Source organism: Cellulomonas sp., from assembly GCF_035634735.1.
Classification (GTDB): Bacteria; Actinomycetota; Actinomycetes; order Actinomycetales; family Cellulomonadaceae; genus Cellulomonas.
On record NZ_DASQCJ010000019.1, the window covers coordinates 26,594 to 41,338 of the forward strand.

17 protein-coding genes are annotated in these 14,745 nt (G+C 76.8%); 10 read left to right on the forward strand and 7 right to left on the reverse strand.

Translation table 11 applies throughout. The annotated features are described in order from the left end of the window. Positions 1-4: 4 nt before the first annotated feature. Positions 5-595, reverse strand: coding sequence for a VanZ family protein (locus VER05_RS01805; protein ID WP_324843691.1), 591 nt, complete (start codon positions 593-595; stop codon positions 5-7). Positions 596-772: 177 nt separating this feature from the next. On the opposite strand from VER05_RS01805, the gene VER05_RS01810 reads away from it, so the two are divergent. Continuing rightward, positions 773-1,600, forward strand: a complete 828-nt coding sequence (locus tag VER05_RS01810) for a DUF4184 family protein (protein ID WP_324843692.1) — start codon at positions 773-775, stop codon at positions 1,598-1,600. Positions 1,601-1,622: 22 nt separating this feature from the next. Here the strand turns inward: VER05_RS01810 and VER05_RS01815 are convergent, their stop codons facing one another. After that, a complete protein-coding gene (locus VER05_RS01815; RefSeq protein ID WP_324843693.1) occupies positions 1,623-2,378 on the reverse strand; it encodes a hypothetical protein in 756 nt (251 codons plus the stop codon). A gap of 1 nt (position 2,379) precedes the next feature. Continuing rightward, positions 2,380-3,294 (reverse strand): ABC transporter ATP-binding protein, encoded by a 915-nt coding sequence (locus tag VER05_RS01820; RefSeq protein WP_324843694.1) that lies wholly within the window; start codon positions 3,292-3,294, stop codon positions 2,380-2,382. A gap of 75 nt (positions 3,295-3,369) precedes the next feature. On the opposite strand from VER05_RS01820, the gene VER05_RS01825 reads away from it, so the two are divergent. The 3 genes from VER05_RS01825 to VER05_RS01835 are packed head-to-tail and all read left to right on the forward strand — an operon-like array spanning position 3,370 to position 5,480. Continuing rightward, positions 3,370-4,029, forward strand: a complete 660-nt coding sequence (locus VER05_RS01825) for a TetR/AcrR family transcriptional regulator (RefSeq protein ID WP_324843695.1) — start codon at positions 3,370-3,372, stop codon at positions 4,027-4,029. Further along, positions 4,026-4,556 (forward strand): hypothetical protein, encoded by a 531-nt coding sequence (locus VER05_RS01830; RefSeq protein ID WP_324843696.1) that lies wholly within the window; start codon positions 4,026-4,028, stop codon positions 4,554-4,556. The genes VER05_RS01825 and VER05_RS01830 overlap by 4 nt, the downstream gene beginning before the upstream one ends. Positions 4,557-4,583: 27 nt before the next feature. Then, on the forward strand, positions 4,584-5,480 hold the full coding sequence (locus VER05_RS01835; RefSeq protein ID WP_324843697.1) for an oxidoreductase: 897 nt from the start codon (positions 4,584-4,586) through the stop codon (positions 5,478-5,480). Positions 5,481-5,523: 43 nt separating this feature from the next. Here VER05_RS01835 and VER05_RS01840 read toward each other — a convergent pair whose 3' ends face one another. After that, complete coding sequence (locus tag VER05_RS01840; RefSeq protein ID WP_324843698.1) at positions 5,524-6,147, reverse strand: response regulator transcription factor; 624 nt, start codon at positions 6,145-6,147, stop codon at positions 5,524-5,526. Further along, positions 6,144-7,355, reverse strand: a complete 1,212-nt coding sequence (locus VER05_RS01845) for a sensor histidine kinase (protein WP_324843699.1) — start codon at positions 7,353-7,355, stop codon at positions 6,144-6,146. Before VER05_RS01845 ends, VER05_RS01840 begins: the two co-directional genes overlap by 4 nt. Positions 7,356-7,508: 153 nt before the next feature. Between VER05_RS01845 and VER05_RS01850 the strand changes: the two genes are divergently transcribed. From VER05_RS01850 to VER05_RS01870, 5 genes are all read left to right on the forward strand, one after another. Beyond that, on the forward strand, positions 7,509-8,591 hold the full coding sequence (locus tag VER05_RS01850) for an FtsX-like permease family protein (RefSeq protein WP_324843700.1): 1,083 nt from the start codon (positions 7,509-7,511) through the stop codon (positions 8,589-8,591). 13 nt (positions 8,592-8,604) lie between these two features. Continuing rightward, positions 8,605-9,312, forward strand: a complete 708-nt coding sequence (locus VER05_RS01855) for an ABC transporter ATP-binding protein (protein WP_324843701.1) — start codon at positions 8,605-8,607, stop codon at positions 9,310-9,312. A gap of 59 nt (positions 9,313-9,371) precedes the next feature. Then, positions 9,372-9,782: an NAD(+)--rifampin ADP-ribosyltransferase gene (gene arr, locus VER05_RS01860; protein ID WP_324843702.1), complete on the forward strand. Its 411-nt coding sequence runs from the start codon at positions 9,372-9,374 to the stop codon at positions 9,780-9,782. A gap of 156 nt (positions 9,783-9,938) precedes the next feature. Continuing rightward, positions 9,939-11,708 (forward strand): DUF222 domain-containing protein, encoded by a 1,770-nt coding sequence (locus VER05_RS01865; RefSeq protein WP_324843703.1) that lies wholly within the window; start codon positions 9,939-9,941, stop codon positions 11,706-11,708. A gap of 217 nt (positions 11,709-11,925) precedes the next feature. Further along, complete coding sequence (locus VER05_RS01870; protein ID WP_324843704.1) at positions 11,926-12,504, forward strand: GNAT family N-acetyltransferase; 579 nt, start codon at positions 11,926-11,928, stop codon at positions 12,502-12,504. Between the two features lie 20 nt (positions 12,505-12,524). Here the strand turns inward: VER05_RS01870 and VER05_RS01875 are convergent, their stop codons facing one another. Next, the gene (locus tag VER05_RS01875; protein ID WP_324843705.1) at positions 12,525-12,926 is read right to left on the reverse strand and encodes a MerR family transcriptional regulator; all 402 of its coding nucleotides are present in this window, start codon (positions 12,924-12,926) and stop codon (positions 12,525-12,527) included. A gap of 66 nt (positions 12,927-12,992) precedes the next feature. On the opposite strand from VER05_RS01875, the gene VER05_RS01880 reads away from it, so the two are divergent. Beyond that, positions 12,993-13,682, forward strand: coding sequence for an SDR family oxidoreductase (locus tag VER05_RS01880; protein ID WP_324843706.1), 690 nt, complete (start codon positions 12,993-12,995; stop codon positions 13,680-13,682). 59 nt (positions 13,683-13,741) lie between these two features. On the opposite strand, the gene dhaK is transcribed toward VER05_RS01880, so the two are convergent. Next, positions 13,742-14,737: a dihydroxyacetone kinase subunit DhaK gene (gene dhaK, locus VER05_RS01885; protein WP_324843707.1), complete on the reverse strand. Its 996-nt coding sequence runs from the start codon at positions 14,735-14,737 to the stop codon at positions 13,742-13,744. Positions 14,738-14,745: the final 8 nt, after the last annotated feature.

The window sequence follows — 14,745 nt, forward strand, 5'->3', positions numbered from 1 at the left end:
GGGATCAGCGGGCGGCACCCACGCGGGCCGGCGCGGCGCCCGTCACCCCGGCCGCGCGGGCGTCCCAGCGGAACCGGTCGACCAGGCCCTGGGTCGCCGGGACGCGCGCGGTGCCGGCGAGGAGGGCGACGCCCACGGACCCGCCGACGACGTTCCAGAGCAGGTCGTTCACGTCGGCGACGTGGCCGCTGGCCAGGAAGTGGGTCGTGAGCAGCTGGACGACCTCGATCCCCAGGCTGACGCCCGCGGCCGCGGCGACGGGCCGCCACCACGCGGAGCGGCCGAGGACGAGCGCCAGCAGGACGCCGAGCGGCACGAACACCGCCACGTTCGTGATCGCGTCGGCGACCTCGTAGTCGGCGAACGGGACCAGGACGACCTGGCTGAGCCACGCCCCTCTGCTGACCGGCTTGTCCAGGAAGATCGGGAAGACCGTGTTCGCCACGACGCCGGCGAGGTAGACGCTCAGCGCCAGCGCCACCAGCGCGCGCGGCCCGGTGAGCCGGCCACGGCGGTGCAGCGACCAGAGCAGCGCCGCGAGCGCGGCGGCCGCCAGCGGGAGGACGACGGGGAGGACGGGGACCTGGCGGAACACGGGCGCTGCTCTTCCTGCTCGGGGGCGGCCCGGATCGGTGGAAGGGGCCCTGGACACGGTGGCACGGCGGCCGGGCTGCGGTCGTCCACCCGGGGTCGGACCGGCGCGTGACCAGCACGATCGCGGGTCCGACCCCGGGTGGACGACGGCCTCCGCCGGGGCGGGCAGGCTGCTCCGGTGCCCTTCACGCTCGCCCACCCCGTCGCCGTGCTGCCGTTCGCGCGGCGGCCGCTCGTCCCGGCCGCCCTCGTCGCCGGCGCGCTCGCGCCCGACGTGCCGTACTTCCTGCCCCTGCCGCGGTCGGCGGGGTCCTGGTACGAGCCGCTCGTGAACGCCACGACGACGCACGCCTGGCCGGGTGCCCTCACCGTGGCCGTCCCGACGGCCGCGGTCCTGGCGACGCTGTGGTGGCTGGTCCGCGCGCCGCTGCGGACGCTGGTCGCGGGGGAGACCCCGGGGACCGCCGCGCCGCGGCCCGCCGGACCCTCCGTGCCCGGGCGCTCCAGGCCCGGGCGTTCCGTGCCCGGGCACTCCGTCCCCTGGGTGGCGGCCTCCCTGGTCCTCGGGGTGCTGACGCACGTCGCGTGGGACGCGGTCACCCACGGCGACGGCGCCCTCGTGCAGCGCGTCGCGTGGCTGCGCGAGCCGCTCGTCGGGGAGGTGCCCGCCGCGCGGGTCCTGCAGCACGTCAGCACGGCGGCGGGGCTGCTGGTGCTCGCGCTGTGGGCGGGCCGGCGGGTCGCGGCGTGGCGGCGCGCCGGGGGCCGGCTGGTCCTCGGGCGCGGCCGCACGGCCGCGGTCGGCGCCGTCGCCCTGGCCGGCGTCGCGGGCGCCGCCGTGGGTGCGATGGGCGCGGCGGGGTCGGGTGTCGAGGGCGTGCTCTCCGCGGCCGCCAAGGACGGCGGCGCGGCGTTCGCCCTGGCCGGGCTCGTGGCGGCGGCGGCCTGGTGGTTGCGCCGCCTCGGCCGGGCCCGGGCGCCCCGGGAGCCGGTCGGCGCGCGCTGACGTCGGCGGACCCGGACGCGCCTCACGCGTCGCGCGTCCTCAGGGCCAGGTGCGCGGCCAGCGTCGTCCACAGCGTGAACACCGCCAGGACGCCGAGCCCGGCGGCGCCCGGCAGGGGACCGGAACCCGCGGCCGTGTAGGAGCCCTGCCCGGCCGTCGTGGGCCAGTACGTGCCCGCGAGCTGCCCGAGCGCCCCCGGCAGCCCCGGCGCGAGCGCGGGCACGAGGAGGGCCACGGTGACGACGACGGCCAGGGTCCCCGACGCGCTGCGGGTGAGGATCCCGAACGCCAGGCCGAGCACCGCGACGAGCACGAGGTAGCCGATCGCGCACGCGACCGCGCGCCGGGTGGCCGGGTCGGCGAGATCCGCCGTCGGCAGCCCCGCGGCGGCGAGGGCCGCCTGGCTGACGCCGAGGCTGCCGGCCACCGCCAGGACCGCCGTCGGGAGCGCGAGGAGCACCGTGACGCCCGCCTTGGCGGCGAGCAGGGCGGCGCGCCGGGGAGCCACGGCCAGGCTGGTGGCGATCTGCCCGCTGGCGTACTCGCTCGTGATCGTCTGCGCGCCCAGGACGGCGACGAGGATCTGCCCCACCAGGATGCCCTTGAAGGCGACGCCGGCCGGGTCGAAGTCCGCGGGGACGTCGGCGCGCCAGCCCGCGACCGATCCGCTGATGCCGAGCAGGCCGACCAGCGCGGTGACGACGACGGCGGCACCCGCCGCGAGCCACGTGCTCCCGACGCTGCGCGCCTTGATCCACTCGGAGGCGAGGAGGTCCATGTCAGGCTGCGTCCTTCCGGGTCGCGGTCATGGTGAGGAACGCGTCCTCGAGCGAGTCGCGCACGGCCGTGAGCTCCGCGAGCTCGACGCCGGCGGCGGCCGCGACACGGCCGACGTCGTCCGTCGTCCCGCCCGTCACCGTGACCCCGGGTCCGGCCGCGTCGGGGGCGGCGTCCAGGCCGGCCCGGCGGAGCGCGGTCAGCAGGTCGTCCCGGTCGGGCGTGCGGGCGCGCACGTGCGCGCTGGTGTGCTCGGCGATGAAGTCGGTCAGGGGCTGGTCCGCGAGCAGCCGGCCGCGGTGCACCACCACGAGGTGGTCGGCGGTGAGCTCCATCTCGCCCATCAGGTGGCTCGAGAACAGGACGGTGCGGCCCTCGGCCGCGAGGTCGCGCATGAGCCCGCGCGCCCACCGGATGCCCTCCGGGTCCAGGCCGTTGAGCGGTTCGTCGAAGATGACGATGCCGGGATCACCGACCAGGGCGGTGGCGATGCCGAGGCGCTGCTTCATCCCGAGGGAGAAGTCGCCGGCCCGTCGGCGCGCGGCCGGACCGAGGCCGACCAGCTCCAGCACCTCGTCCACCCGGTCCCGCCGGACGCGGCCGGCGCGCGCCACCGCGGCGAGGTGGTCCCGCGCGGTGCGGCGCGGGTGGACGGCGCGGGCGTCGAGCATCGCGCCGACGACCCGCATCGGGTGCGGCGTCTCCGCCAGCGGCAGGCCGCCGACGGTGGCCGCGCCGCCGGTGGGCCGGTCGAGCCCGAGGAACATCCGGAGCGTCGTCGACTTCCCGGCGCCGTTCGGGCCCAGGAAGCCGGTCACGACGCCCGGTCGTACCGCGAAGGACAGGTGGTCGACGGCGGTGAGCCGGCCGTAGCGCTTGACGAGCGCGTGCGCCTGCAGGATCGGAGTCGGTTGCACGGCGGCGACACTACACCGTGTCGTGTAGATCTACACCCGACGGTGTAGCGTGACGCCCGAGACCCAGGAGGCACCGTGACCCCGACAACCCGCCCGCCCGTCCGGCAGGGCCAGGCGCACAAGCGCGCCGCGATCCTCGCCGCGGCCCGGGACCTGTTCGTCCGGACGGGCGTGGAGCGCACGAGCATGGACGCCGTCGCGGGTGCGGCCGGCGTGTCGAAGCGCACCGTCTACGACTACTACGGCGACAAGCACGGGCTCCTCCTGGGGGTTGTGGAGGCCGCGGGGGAGGGCGCGCTGGCCACGCTCCGCGACCTCGCCGACCGGCACCTGGGCGCGGCGGACGCCGCCGCCGACGCGGACGCGCTCGACCGGGCGTTCGCGGGGTTCGCCGCCGAGCTCGGCTCCGCGCTGCTGCTCTCCTCGGACTATCTCGCGGCCGTCAGGCTCATCCGCGAGAACGAGCCCCTGCTGCCCGAGCTGGACGACCACCCGCTCGACGAGGCGCACGCCCAGGTCCTCGCCGCACGAATCGCGGGCATCGCGCGGACCGGCCTCCTCGAGGTCGACGACCCGCTGCTCGCCGCCGCGCACTTCCAGGCGCTCACGACGCTGCGCGTCCTCAACGAGCCGGCCGCCCGGCGGGCCCAGGCCGAGCACGTGCGGGGGATCATGACGGACGGGGCGCGCGTGTTCCTGCGCGCCTACGCCCCGCGTCCGGGCGGACGCGGGTGAGCGCCGCCACCGCCGGCCCCGTCCCCGCCGCGGGCGTCGCCGCGCGGGTGCACCGCGCGGCCGTCCTCAAGGAACGCATCTACGTCGCGTTCACGACCCTCGCCGTGGTCGTGACGCTGCGCGCGCACGGCGCGGAGCCGGCGGCCGGTGCCGCCCTCGGCACCCTGGCCGTGACCGTCGCCGCCACGACGTGCGCCGTGTACGCCGCGGACCTGCTGAGCCACATGGTGGTCCACGGGCACCTCCCCTCGGCCGGGGAGCACGGCCGGGTGGTCGCGAGCAGCCTGGGCGCGGGCGCGGTGGCGCTGCCCTCGGTGGCCTGCCTCGGGCTCGCGGCGCTCGGGTGGTACGACGCCGCCACCGGCCTGCTCGCGGCGGTCGTCGTCACCAGCGTGACGCTCGCCGCGATCGGCGTGGCGGCAGCGCTGCGGCTCGACCTGTCCCGCGGCCGCCGGCTCGCGGTCCTCGGGGCCGAGCTGCTGGTCTCCCTGCTCGTCCTCGCGCTCGGGCTGCTGGCGCACCGCTAGCGGCGTCGTCCCGTCAGGAAGGACCCCATGATCCCCACGCCGCAGCCCCGGACCGCCGTGGTCGGACCGGGCGCGATCGGGACGACCGTCGCCGCCCTGCTCCACGAGGCCCGCAGGACCCCCCTGGTCGCCGGCCGCCGGGCGCGCGCCGGGCTCCGGCTGGAGTCGGACCGCGGCCCGGTCGACGTCCCCGGGCCGGTCCTGACCGATCCCGGCGCGGTCGGCGAGCCGGCGGACGTCGTCCTGCTCGCGGTGAAGGCCACCCAGACCGCGGCGGCCGCGCCGTGGCTGGCCGCGCTGTGCGGGCCCCGCACCGTCGTCTGCGTGCTCCAGAACGGGGTCCAGCAGCGGGAGGACGTCGAACCGCTCGTGCCGGGCGCCGCGGTCGTGCCGGCGGTGGTGTGGTTCCCCGCGGTCCACCAGGACGACGGCTCCGTCCGGCTCCTGGGCGACCCGCGCCTGACGCTCCCGGACGCGCCCGGGTCTGCCGAGGTCGTCGGGGCGTTGCGCGGGACCCGGTGCGTGGTCGACGTCTCCGCGGACTTCGCGACGGAGGCCTGGCGCAAGCTGCTGCAGAACGCGGCGGCCGGGCTCATGGCGCTGACCGGCCGGCGGTCCGGCGTGTTCCGGCGCGACGACCTGGGGGCGCTCGCGCTCGCGTACCTCACCGAGTGCCTGGCGGTCGCGCGGGCCGAGGGCGCGCACCTGCCCGACGACGAGCCCCGGCGGCTCCTGGACGCGTTCCGGGTGGCGCCCGTCGACCGCGGGACGTCGATCCTCGCCGACCGCGAGGCGGGCCGCCCGCTCGAGTGGGACGTCCGCAACGGCGTCGTGCGACGGCTAGGCCGGGCCCACGGCATCCCCACGCCGATCAGCGACGTCCTCGTGCCGCTGCTCGCCGCGACGAGCGACGGGCCGGGGTGAGGGGTCGGTCGCGGGGCACGTCACCGGTCCGCGGTCGCGCGCGTCACACCGCGAGGACCCCGCGCTCGCGCGCCACGGCGACGGCCCGGGTGCGGGACGTGACGCCGAGCTTGTCGTATAGGTGCGCGAGATGGGTCTTGACGGTGGCGCGCGAGACGTACAGCTCGCGGGCGATCTCGTCGTTCGACCTGCCCGCGGCGACCAGACGCAGCACGTCCAGCTCGCGCGAGGTCAGCGCGAGCTGCGGCGACCGGACCCGGCCGAGCAGCCGCTCCTGCACCGCCGGGCCGAGCGTGACCCGCCCGGCGGCCGCCGCCCGGACCGCCCGCACGAGGTCGTCCGTGGGCGCGTCCTTGAGCAGGTAGCCGGTCGCGCCGGCCTCGACCGCCGCGAGGATGTCGGCATCCGAGCCGTACGTCGTCACGACCAGGACCGCCGGGCCGCCGCGGCGGGTCAGGACGGCCGTCGCCTCCGCGCCGCTCATCCGGCCGGGACCGAACCGGAGGTCGAGCAGGACGACGTCCGCCCGGTGGGCCGCGGTCCAGGCCACGAGCTCCTCGGCGGTGCCGGTCTCGGCCACGACGCGCAGGTCGGGCTCTCCGTCGAGCACCGAGCGCAGGCCCGCGCGGACCACCGGGTGGTCGTCCGCCAGGACCACGTCGATCACCGGCCGGCCTCCTCGTCCGCGCCGCGCTCCGCGAGGGGCAGCCGCACCGCGACCGCGGTGCCGTCACCGGGCGCGGTCTCCAGCGTCAGGCTGCCGCCCAGCTCGCCGACGCGGGACCGCATCGCGGTGAGCCCGAAGCCGCCCCCGGTCGCCGGCGCCCCGGGGTCGAACCCGACCCCGTCGTCGACGACGTCGAGGAGCACGCCGTCCTCCAGGTAGGTCAGGGTGACGTCCGCGCGGCCCGCGTGCGCGTGGTGGCGGACGTTCGCCAGCGCCGACTGGGCGAGGCGCAGGAGTGTGGCCTCGGAGGTCACGGCGAGCGGCCGGGCCGCCCCCTCCACGCGCGCGACCACCCGCAGGTCGGGCCCCTCGGCGCGCTCCGCGACGCGCCGCAGCGCGTCCGGGAGCGACGCCGTCGCGAGGTCCGCGGGGGCCAGCGCCCGCACGAACCGGCGCGCCTCGGCCAGGTTGTCCCGCGCGGTCGCCCGGGCGTCCTCGACCAGCCCGCGCGCCCGCGCGTCGTCGGTCCCGATCGCCTGGCTCGCCGACCGGAGCAGCAGCTCCACGGCCGTGAGGCCCTGGGCCAGGGTGTCGTGCACCTCGCGCGCCAGCCGCTCGCGCTCCGCGGCCACGACCCGGTCCCGCTCGGCCGCCGCCAGGTGCTCGCGGGCAGCCGTCAGCTCGTCGAGCGCGCGCTGGCGCGCCTGCGACTCCCGGACGACGGCCTCCAGCCCGAGCACGACGCCGACCGCCACGGCGGAGCCCACCACCGGCCCGAGCACGTACCCGACCGCCGGGTCTCCGGGGGCACGACGCGCGAGCCCGGCGACCACGGCCACCGCCGTCGTCCCCACCGCCACCGGGATGCCGCGTGCCGGACCCAGCAGGTGCATCTGGAGCAGGACCAGGGGGAACGCGAGCCAGAGCGCCGCGGGCGACGCGACGAGGAGGACGCACCAGAGCACGGCGTCGGCGGCGAGCCACGCGACCGCCCCCCGGCTGACGGCACGCCGGGCGTCCGGCGGGCGCTCGTGCACCCGGACGCGACGGCGGCCCAGCACGTGCACCCCCACCACCGCGGCCGCGGCGGCCGCGGCCAGCCACCGCGCCCCGGCGGGCGCCTGGAGGACGGCGACGACGAGCAGGGCCGCGAGCAGCAGGTCCAGCCCGCGCAGCAGCGCGCTCGGCGCGTCCTCCAGTCGTCCCACACGGCCACGCTAGCCGCGCGACGACGCCGCGCATCGACCGAAGGGATGAGGCGGAGCTCGACCCTCCGGCCGCGGACGCGGGGCCGTCCCGGCGATCCCGCCCGGGAGGGCACGGGGGAGCGTGGACACCTCACCCGAGACTCAGGAGGTCCTGTGTTCGTCGCCCTGCGCGACCTGCGGCACGCCCGCGGCCGCTTCGCCCTCATCAGCACGGTCGTCGTGCTCGTCGCCCTGCTCGTCACGTTCCTGTCGTCCCTCACGGCCGGCCTGGCCCGCGCCTCGGTGTCGGCCCTGACCGACCTCCCTGCCGACCACCTGGCGTTCGGCCTTGCCGCGCCCGACGACGCGCCCGACCTGACGTCTTCCCGCGTCACCCAGGACCAGTGGCGGGGCTGGGCCGGCGTCGCCGGGGTGCGGTCCGCGGAGCCGCTCGGGATCGTCACGACGCGAGCGACCTCGTCGGCCACCACCGTCGCCGTGACCGCGTTCGGCGTCACCGCCGGCTCCGCCCTCGCCCCGGGCGGCGGCCCCGGGGCCGGCCAGGTCGTCGTGACCGAGCGCGGCGCCGGAGCGCTCGGACTCGGGGCCGGGGACACGATCACGCTCGACGGCGAGGAGCTCGCGGTGAGCCGGGTCGTGCCCGACGACGCGCAGCTGTCCCACACCCCGGTGGTCTGGGTGTCGCTCGACGACTGGCAGGTGCTGGGCGCCCGCGGGGGCAGCGGCTCCGGGCCCGTGGCGACCGTCGTGGCGCTCAGCACCGACGCGCGGGTCGACGTGGCTGCCGCCGACGCGGACCTCGGCACGACGACCGCCACCACCGCCGACGCCCGCAGCGCCGTGAGCTCCTACACCGCGGAGAACCTGTCGCTCACCACCATGCAGGCGTTCCTGGTCGCCATCTCGGCCCTCGTCGTCGGCGCGTTCTTCACGGTGTGGACCATCAGCCGCCAGGGCGACGTCGCGGTGCTCAAGGCCCTCGGGGCGTCCACCCGCTATCTGCTGCGCGACGCGCTGGGCCAGGCCGCGGTCGTGCTCGTCGGCGCCGTCGCGGTCGGGGCGGGGCTCGCGGCTGCGGTCGGCGCCGCCCTGGCCGGCGTGCTGCCGGTGGTCGTCTCGCCGGCCACCGTCCTCGTCCCCGCGGCGCTGCTCGTCGCCCTCGGCCTGGCCGGGGCCGCCGCCGCGATCGCCCGGCTCACCCGCACCGACCCGCACGCGGCCCTCGCCGCCCGCTGAACGGAGACCCCTCGTGGACCTGCACCTGGCGCACCTCACCCTCGTCTACCCCGACGGCGACGCCACCCTCACCGCCGTCGACGACGTCGACCTCACCGTCCCCGCCGGCACGACCACCGCCGTCCTGGGCCCGTCCGGTGCCGGCAAGTCGAGCCTCCTGGCCGTCGCCGCGGGCCTGACACCCCCGACGTCGGGCCGCGTGGCGCTCGGCGACGAGACCGTCCTGACCGCGCGCACCACCCCCGCCGCGGCGACCCGGCTGCGGCTCGACCGGATCGGCCTCGTCTTCCAGTCGCCGCAGCTGATCGCCTCCCTGACCGCCCTGGAGCAGCTCGAGCTGCACGCCCACCTCCGGCGCCGGCGCCCCGCGAGCATCAGGGACGAGGCGCTCGCCCTGCTCGACGCCGTGGGTCTGGCCGACCAGGCGCACCGCCGGCCGGCGCACCTGTCCGGTGGCCAGCGGCAGCGCGTCGCCATCGCCCGCGCGCTCGTCGGGCGCCCCGACGTCCTCCTCGTCGACGAGCCGACGTCGGCCCTCGACCAGGAGCGGGGCACCCGCGTCGTCGAGCTCATCACGCGCCTCGCGCGGGAGGTCGGCGCCGCCGCGGTCCTCGTGTCCCACGACCCGGCCACCCTCGGGTCGGTCGACGCCACGGTCCGGATGACGGACGGGCGCCTGGAGCCCGCCGTGGCACGGGCGGGGGCGGCGGAGCCGGTCTGATCGGGGTGTGGGACGCGTCGGGGGTCCGGAGGGTCCGGGACGGGCCTAGCCTGGGTCGGGTGAACCAGGCGCTCGACTCCGGACCGTTCTTCCACGGCACGAAGGCCGACCTCCGCGCGGGGGACCTGCTCACCGCGGGCTTCCGGTCGAACTACCGGCCCGAGGTCACGATGAACCACGTGTACTTCACGGCCCTCGTCCGCGGCGCCGGATTGGCCGCCGAGCTCGCCGCCGGGGACGCCGAACCCCGGGTGTACGAGGTCGAGCCGACCGGCCCGTACGAGGACGACCCCAACGTCACGGACAAGAAGTTCCCCGGCAACCCCACGCGCTCGTTCCGGAGCAGCGCCCCGCTCCGCGTGGTGCGCGAGGTCGCCGACTGGCCGCGGCTCAGCCCCGAGGACCTGGCGTCCTGGCGCGAGCGGATCGCGGCGCTGGCGGCCGACGAGCGGGGCGAGATCATCAACTGACGGGCGCGCCGGCCCCGTGGGGGCGGCGGCGCGCGGGGGCGGGGGTGGCTCGCCGTGCGGCCGCCGAGCCCTCCACAGGAGAGGTGGTGGTGCTCCGTCCCCAGGGCGCCGGCCCGTGGCCGGGGTCGTGTGGGTGCCGGTCGATAGTGTTCCTTCATGGCATCTGACCTGCAGGAACACCCGGACGGCGACGTGGTCGCCGCCCCGGTGCTGCCGGTCTACGCGCCCGACGGGACGTGCCTGACGGACTTCGGCCCGGACCCCGTCGTGGCGGCCGGTCGGGCGCCACGGACCAGTGAGCAGCGGCAGGTCGAAGCGATCGCGTCCTGCCCGCCCGGGCCGATGCTGGACGCCTGGACGCAGGGGCTGGATCAGCGGGTGGTGTCTCCGACGGTGCTGGTGGAGGTCGTCGCGGCGATCGACCGGATGGAGTCGCACCTGCACGCCCGCAAGCTGGCCGCGGTCGCCGAGCTCGCCAGCCGGGAGGAGATGCGCCCGGACTGGTCGCCGCTCGCGGGGGCGCCGCCGACGCAGACGAGCGTGGCCGGGGACGAGCTGGCGATGCGGCTCGGGTGGGCGCGGATGACCGCCTCCCGGGTGGTGCGCCGGGCGGTCGTGCTGGACGGGCTGCTCGGCGCCACGCGGGAGGCGCTGGAGGCCGGGCACGTCGACGCCGCCAAGGCCGAGGTGCTGGCCGCGGCGCTGACCGACCAGTCGTTCCAGGTCGCGCACGCGGTCGAGGACGCCGTCCTGCCCGACGCCGACCAGTGCTCCGTGGCCGAGCTCCGCCAGCGGGTCCAGCGCGAGATCCGGCTCGCCGACCCCGACGGTGCGGCCGACCGGCACGAGCGGGCCCGGTGCACCCGGCGCGTCACCCGCCCGCGCCCGCAGCCCGACGGGATGGCGTCGATGTGGTTGGTGCTGGCCGCCGAGGACGCCACGAGGGTCGACGGGGTGCTGGATCACGCGGCGCGCGCGGCGAAGGCGGTCGGTGACGGCCGAACCCTCGATCAGCTGCGGGCGGACGGTTTGCGGGACCTGGTGGTCGGGCACGTCCCGGCCTCGGACGGTCCTGCGTTCGAGGTCCGCCTGGACCCGCCCGCGCCGATGGTGCCGAAGCCGCGCCGCTCGGCGGAAGACCTGACCACGACCACGTTCAGCCTGACGCCCCGCCCGCCGGTCGACCCGATCCCGACCGCCACCATCGTCCCGCTCGGCGAGGTCGACCCGGGCACCGCACCGGACACCGCACCGGACGTCGCCGCCACCCCGGCGGCCTCGCCGACGTCTGCTCCCGCACCGGCCGAGCCGCCGCTCGCGCCCACCGCGCTCGCCCCGGCGCCGACCACCGCACGGCGCGGCTGCCCCGGCTGCTCCGGGCGCCCCGGTGCCGAGGTCCGCGTCACCATCAACGCCTCGACCCTGATCGGCCTCGACGACCAGCCCGCGGACCTCGAGGGGCACGGCCCCATCGACGCGGTCAGAGCCCGCGCGCTGGCGGTCGGCGGGGTCTGGCGGCGGCTGGTCACCGACCCGGTCACCCACCGGCTGCTGGACGTCGGGCGGGAGCGCTACCGACCCCCTGCCGCCCTCGACGAGTTCGTGCGCACCCGCGACGGGACCTGCGTCGCACCCGGCTGCATCCGCCCGGCCTGCGGCTGCGATCTGGACCACACCGAGGAGTTCCACCCCCAGCCCGGCGCCGACCCCGACGCGCCCCTGGGGCGCACCGACGCGGACAACCTCGGCCCGCTGTGCCACCGGCACCACCGCCTGAAGACCGACGGCGGGTTCCGGCTGCGCCAGACCGCACCCGGCCTGTTCGAGTGGATCACCCCCACCGGGCACCGGTACCTCACCCGACCCGGCACCGGGCAGAACCACGACGCCACCGCCGACCCCCACGACGAGCCGCCCCCGTTCTGAGGGACGCGGTCGCCCGGGTGTGACGCGGCACCGCCGGCAGGCGCCAGGACCGGCGGCTGGCCCGGGCTCGGCTGCGGCTCCACCCGTCGAACCACCCGTGCGCACCACCCGTGCGAGCCACGCGTGCGCACCACCCGTGCGAGCCACGCGCGCGCACCACCCGCGCGCACCTCCCGCGCGTCTTCCGCCCCGGGCGCCGCGGGAGCAGGATCGCCCCATGGCCGCACACGTCGTCAAGCCGCTCACGCCGGAGACGTTCCCCGCCTGGCGCGCGCTCGCCGAGAAGCACAACGGGGTCTGGGGCGGCTGCTGGTGCAGCTACTTCCACGGCGACACGCCCTCGACCACCAGGGCGGACCACGGGGGACCCGACTTCAAGCGCCGCCTGGTGGACGAGGGCGTCGCGCACGCCGCGCTGGTCTTCGACGGCGAGCAGGCGATCGCGTGGTGCCAGTACGGCAGCCCCGAGGAGCTGCCGCGGATCTACCACCGCAAGCAGTACGACGCGGGGGAGACCCGACCGGCGCCGTGGCGGATCACCTGCTTCTTCGTCGACCGGGACCACCGCCGCCAGGGCGTGGCGCTGGAGGCGCTGCGCGGCGCGCTGGGCCTGATCGCCGAGGCGGGCGGCGGCGAGGTGGTGTCGTTCCCGAACGAGCTGCCGCCGGGGAAGCGGACCTCGTCGTCGTTCCTGCACAACGTCACGCGCAGCATGTTCGAGGAGGCCGGGTTCGTGTTCGAGCGGCGCATCGGGACGAGCAAGACGGTGATGCGGACGACGGTCGCGCCCGCGTAGGTGGTCCTACCGCGGCGCCGTCACGACGCGGCGGACGCAGCCACGCACCCGCCGGTCCCCGCGGGGCCCGTACCGCCCGGGCGGTGCGCCTGCCCCACCCGGATGACGTCGTCGAGCTTGTCGCGCGTCGCGGTGAGCTGGTCGAGCTGGGCCTGCACCCGCGCGCGCTCGGCGAGCAGCCGGTCGTGCATCTCGTCGGTGAGCACCCCGCGGTCCATGCACGGCAGGATCCGCAGCACGGCCCTGCTGCCGAGCCCGGCCGCGTAGAGGCTCTGGATGAACCGCACCCGGTCGACCGCCCCCGGCGGGTACCGGCGCTGGCCGCTCGCCGTGCGTTCGGCGTCGAGCAGCCCCTGCTCCTCGTAGTAGCGCAGCGCCCGCACGCTCACGCCCGCCTGCGCGGCGACCTCTCCGATGCGCACGTGCTCTCCCGACTGCCGGACCCGGACTTGCCTCTGACGTCAACGTCAGGTCCTAGCGTGCCAGACATGACAACCGCACTGATCACCGGGGCCAGCCGTGGCCTCGGTCGCTACTTCGCCGCCGAGCTGCTCGCCCGGGGCGCCACCGTCTACGCCGCCGCGCGCGAGCCGGCCGCGATCGATCTGCCCGGCGCGCGCCCGGTCGCGCTCGACATCACCGACCCCGACGCCGTCGCCGCGGCGGCCGCGCTGGCCACGGACGTGGACCTGCTCATCAACAACGCCGGCATCTCGACGGGCGCGACGCTGCTCGGCGACCTGGCGGGAGTGCGCGCCGAGATGGACGTCAACTTCTGGGGCACGCTGTCGATGGTCCGCGCGTTCGCGCCCGTGCTGGCGGCCAACGGCGGCGGGCGGGTCGTCAACGTCGCGTCCGCGCTGTCCTGGTTCGCCTTCCCGGGCTCCGGCGCCTACGCCGTGTCGAAGGCCGCGAACTGGAACATGAGCAACGCGCTGAGGCTGGAGCTGGCGACGCAGGGCACGCAGGTGACCTCGGTGCACCTCGGCCTGGCGGACACCGACATGGCCGCCGGGATCGACGGACCGAAGGGCGACCCGGCGGCCGTCGTCCGGCAGACGCTCGACGCGGTCGAGGCAGGCGACCTCGAGGTGGTCGTCGACGACTGGAGCGCGATGGTGAAGGCGTCGCTGGCCGACGACCCCCGCGCGTTCTACGCCCGGTTCCTCACCGCCTGACCCCGCGGTCGCACCCGGGGCGGCGGCGGACCGCCCGCCCACCGCCCCGGGGCGCCGCGTCAGAACACCCGCACCGCCACCTCGGCGGGCGCGGCGAGCAGGCCGCGGATCTCGTCGTCCAGCCGCACGAGCGTGAGGGACGCGCCGGCCATGTCGAGCGACGTGCAGTACTCGCCGACGTAGGAGCGGCCGACGATGATCCCCTGCGCGGCGAGCCGCTGGTGCGCGATCCCGTACAGCAGGTAGAGCTCGCTGACCGGGGTGCCGCCCAGCCCGTTGATCATCAGCGCGACCTCGTCGCCGGGGGAGTACGGCAGGTCCGGCAGCACGGCGCCGAGCAGCTCGTCGACGATCCCGTCCGCGCTCACCAGCGGCGCGCGGCGGCGGCCCGGCTCGCCGTGGATGCCGACGCCGACCTCCATCTCGTCGTCGCCGAGCTCGAACAGCGGCGAGCCCTTGGCGGGCGGCGTGCACGGGGTGAGGGCGATGCCCATGGTGCGGGTGACGGAGTTGACCTTCTCGCCGATCCGGACCAGCTCGTCAAGGTCGGCCCCGGCCTCGGCGGCGGCGCCGACCGCCTTCATCACGAAGAAGTTGCCGGCGACGCCGCGGCGCCCGACGGTCCACGTCGAGTCCTGCACGGCGACGTCGTCGTCGATGAACAGCGTGCGCACGGCGAGCCCCTCGGCGTCGGCGAGCTCCGACGCCATCTCGAACGCCATCTTGTCGCCCGTGTAGTTGTTGACCAGGAGCAGGACGCCCTTGTCGGACGCGAGCAGCTTGGCGGACTCGAGCACGTACTCCATCGGCGGGGCGGCGAACACGTCACCGGGACACGCCCCGTCGAGCATCCCCCTGCCGACGACCATGACGTGCGCGGGCTCGTGGCCCGACCCGGAGCCTTGCAGGATCGAGACCTTGTCGTGCCGCGGGGCGTCGGCCCGCATGATGAGGTTGTACTCGGGGACGTAGCGCAGCGTGTCCGGGTTCGCCAGCGCCAGGCCGGTGAGCATGTCGGGCACGAAGGTCTTCGGGTCGTTGACGAACCTCTTCATCGCGGTCG

What these genes read in the sequence shown, in the direction of transcription:
- dhaK (WP_324843707.1), bottom strand. Translation starts at nt 14,737, where the DNA reads ATGAAGAGGTTCGTCAACGACCCGAAGACCTTCGTGCCCGACATGCTC.
- VER05_RS01870 (WP_324843704.1), top strand. Translation starts at nt 11,926, where the DNA reads ATGGCCGCACACGTCGTCAAGCCGCTCACGCCGGAGACGTTCCCCGCC.
- VER05_RS01880 (WP_324843706.1), top strand. Translation starts at nt 12,993, where the DNA reads ATGACAACCGCACTGATCACCGGGGCCAGCCGTGGCCTCGGTCGCTAC.
- VER05_RS01835 (WP_324843697.1), top strand. Translation starts at nt 4,584, where the DNA reads ATGATCCCCACGCCGCAGCCCCGGACCGCCGTGGTCGGACCGGGCGCG.
- VER05_RS01865 (WP_324843703.1), top strand. Translation starts at nt 9,939, where the DNA reads ATGGCATCTGACCTGCAGGAACACCCGGACGGCGACGTGGTCGCCGCC.
- VER05_RS01815 (WP_324843693.1), bottom strand. Translation starts at nt 2,378, where the DNA reads ATGGACCTCCTCGCCTCCGAGTGGATCAAGGCGCGCAGCGTCGGGAGC.